Source organism: Siminovitchia jepli, from assembly GCF_047228825.1.
Taxonomy (GTDB): domain Bacteria; phylum Bacillota; class Bacilli; order Bacillales; family Bacillaceae_C; genus Siminovitchia.
The window spans coordinates 1-3,084 of record NZ_JBFEGN010000169.1; the positions used below are offsets into that span (position 1 = coordinate 1).

Here is a 3,084-nt window from a genome sequence, read left to right on the forward strand (position 1 = left end):
CGGATTTTCCAGCACTTCTTCCGGCGGCCCCTGCTCGACAATGTTCCCCTGGTCGATAAAGACAACCCGGTCGGATATTTCACGGGCAAAGTCCATTTCGTGCGTGACGAGAATCATCGTCATATTGCTCGTTTCCGCAATGTCCTTGATGGTCCTCAACACTTCCCCGACGAGCTCCGGGTCAAGGGCTGATGTCACTTCATCAAAGAGCATTACCTTCGGCTGCATGACGAGCGCCCGGGCGATGGCCACACGCTGCTGCTGGCCCCCGGACAGCTGGGCCGGGTATTTGTCGACATGGTCTTTCAATCCGACCTTTTCCAGCATTTCAAGCGCCCGCTCCACTGCCTCTTGCTTCGGCATGCCCAGTACATGGACCGGCGCCTCGGTGACGTTTCTTAATATCGTCATATGCGGAAAGAGGTTGTATTGTTGAAACACCATCCCGATTTTTCCGCGCACCTTGCGCAAATGCTTCTCATCGGCAGGCACAAGCCTGCCGTTCACTTCCTTATGCCAAAGCGGTTCCCCGTCCACTTCAATCAGTCCTGATGTTGGTTCCTCCAGCGTCATGAGCATCCGGATGATCGTTGTTTTGCCCGAACCGCTCGGGCCGATGATCGTGATCTTTTCCCCCGGCTTGATATCAAGATCAATGCCCTTTAGTACTTCCGTTTCACCGAACGATTTGCGGATGTCCCGATAAGAAACCATCGGACGTTCCGCCGGATGGTCCGGGATGGATTCCCGGGCCGGGTCTTCCCCAACGGCTTTTTTCAATACAGCCATTTACAGGCTCACTCCTTTCGTGGCATGGCGTTTGCCGCCTGCCCTTTTCAGCTTTTTCTCCACCTGCTGCACAAGCAGGGACGACGGGTAACTCAAGAGCAGGAACAGCAGTCCGACAATCGTGATCGGCTCCAGGTAGCGCCACGTTTCAGACCCGATGATTTTTGCCGTCTGCAGCATCTCTACTACCAATATGGCAGAAAGCAGCGGCGTTTCCTTAAACAGCACAATCAAATAATTCCCGAGCATCGGAATCACCGGCGGGATCGCCTGCGGCAATATCACTTTCACCCACGTCTGGACGCGGGAGAAGTTCAGCGCCGTGCTGGCCTCCCACTGGCTTTTCGGCACCGCTTCAATTCCGGAGCGGTAAATCTCCGACACATACGTGCTGTAATGGATGCCAAGCCCCAAAGCACCCGTCAAAAACGGGCTCATCGAAAAGCCGATGTACGGAATTTCCGGCAGGGCATAAAACAGAAAGAACAGCTGGACGAGCGGCGGCGTGCTCCGGACGAATTCAATGAAGCCGACCGCCAGCCACTTGATTGGCTTGATCTTCGCCCGGCGAAGCAGTGTCAGCACGAGGCCTAGCGTGAGCGCAATCGCATAAGCAGCGACAGTGGCGCCAAGCGTAATCCACATCGCCTTGAAAATTCTCGGAAAAATCTCGATTGCAAATCCCCAGTCCCACGTCATCCGGACGCCACCCCCTTCGCGGCGCGCTTTTCAAGCCAGCGTGCGCCGAATATGAGCGGCAAGGCAATGACAAAATAGAGCAGGAGAAGAAGCGTAAAGATTTCCACCTGTTCCCCCGTGTAATTGTCTTTCAGCATCCTTCCGTGGAAGGTCAGGTCAGCCAGGGTCACAAGCGACACAAGCGACGTTCCTTTCAGGAGTTCAATGGAAATGTTCCCGAATCCCGGCAGCATGATTTTAAACGCCTGCGGCAAAATGACAAGCCGCATCCGCTGCCAGCGGGTCATATTCAGGGCGATGCCCGCTTCTGTCTGCCCGGCGGGAATGGCCAAAATCGCTCCCCGGACAATTTCCGAGGCATAAGCCCCGTAGTTCAGGCTTAAGGCAATCACACCTGCTGCAAACGGGGACAGCTCCACCCCGAAGGCCGGGAGGGCAAAGAAGAAAAAGAACATTTGTACAAGCAGGGAGGTGCCGCGGAAAAGCTCGACCAAAGCCCCCGTGAAAAACCGGACGGCCCAAAAGCGCGACACCCTTCCCAAACCGAAGAGAAAGGCAAGCAAGAAAGCGAAAACGGCCGATAAAAGCAGCACCTGAATGGTGACTTTCGCTCCTTGCAGCAGATCTGGAAGAAATTGTATATAAGTGTCTATCGTTCTTCATCCCCCTTGTTTTTCTTTTAAAAAGGGGCTGTCCTGATAACGACCCCTGCAATCAGACAATTGAATATCATTTGTTGCGTCAGCTATCTGTAAGATTATTGGGCGCAGCGGTCTTCCGTCGTTACATCATCCGGAAGATTGTCTTCATCAAATCCAAATTTTTGGTAAATCTCCAAAACCTTTCCTGAATCTATCAGTTTTTTCAGCTCTGCGTTGTATGCTTCCCGCAGCTCCTTGTCCTCCGTGCGGAAAACGGCAGCGCCGTAGCTCATAACGCTCTCCCCGTCAATGACCGGCTGTGTAAAAGGCTTGACCTCTTCGACCTTCGACTGATCCGCTGAAGCGACCGCTTCACGCAGCGTTGCCTCCGTCATAACCGTCGCATCGACACGCCCGGATGAAACGGCAGCAATATTGGAAGAAATACTGTCAGCCGTTTCAATTTGGCTTTCATCCACGCCAAGCTTTTTCAGGAAATCAAATTGGTTTGCCCCCGCCATGATCGACACCTTTACATCCGGGTTGGCAGCAATATCTTCATAGCTGTGCAAATTTTTCGGATTGCCTTTTTGAACGGCCATCCCTTCCCCGTACCGGATCTCCACATCGCCAAACGCCGCTTCCGAGCAGCGTTCCGGACGAATATCCATTCCGGCTGTAATGACATCAAACCGGCCTGCTTTCAGAGCAGGAATGAGGGAACCGAACTCCGTTACCTCCCCTTCCACTACATCTACACCCATCTCTTTAAAAACGGCTTTTGTAATTTCAGGCGCAACACCGGTGACTTCATTGCCGTCCAAATAGCCGTACGGCTTTTCATTGGCGACGCCAAGCTTCACCTTTCCTTCTTCCTTGATTCGTTCAAGGGTGCCTTTGTCGCTTTTCGCTTTCCCTCCACCTTTAGACGCGTTATTGGATCCGCATGCACTGA

Annotated in this window: 4 protein-coding genes; all 4 read right to left on the reverse strand. The window is 53.2% G+C overall.

Annotated elements, in window-relative coordinates; genetic code table 11:
• Positions 1–714, reverse strand: a 714-nt coding sequence (gene ehuA, locus AB1L08_RS21985) for an ectoine/hydroxyectoine ABC transporter ATP-binding protein EhuA (RefSeq protein WP_413066722.1), incomplete at its 3' end; no start/stop codon positions are given.
• A 75-nt stretch (positions 715–789) separates the two neighbouring features.
• Positions 790–1,488: an ectoine/hydroxyectoine ABC transporter permease subunit EhuD gene (gene ehuD / locus AB1L08_RS21990; RefSeq protein ID WP_413066720.1), complete on the reverse strand. Its 699-nt coding sequence runs from the start codon at positions 1,486–1,488 to the stop codon at positions 790–792.
• Positions 1,485–2,129, reverse strand: coding sequence for an ectoine/hydroxyectoine ABC transporter permease subunit EhuC (gene ehuC / locus AB1L08_RS21995; RefSeq protein WP_413066723.1), 645 nt, complete (start codon positions 2,127–2,129; stop codon positions 1,485–1,487). Before ehuC ends, ehuD begins: the two co-directional genes overlap by 4 nt.
• Before the next feature lie 116 nt (positions 2,130–2,245).
• Positions 2,246–3,084: ectoine/hydroxyectoine ABC transporter substrate-binding protein EhuB (ehuB, locus tag AB1L08_RS22000; RefSeq protein WP_413066721.1), on the reverse strand; the 839-nt coding region annotated here is incomplete at its 5' end.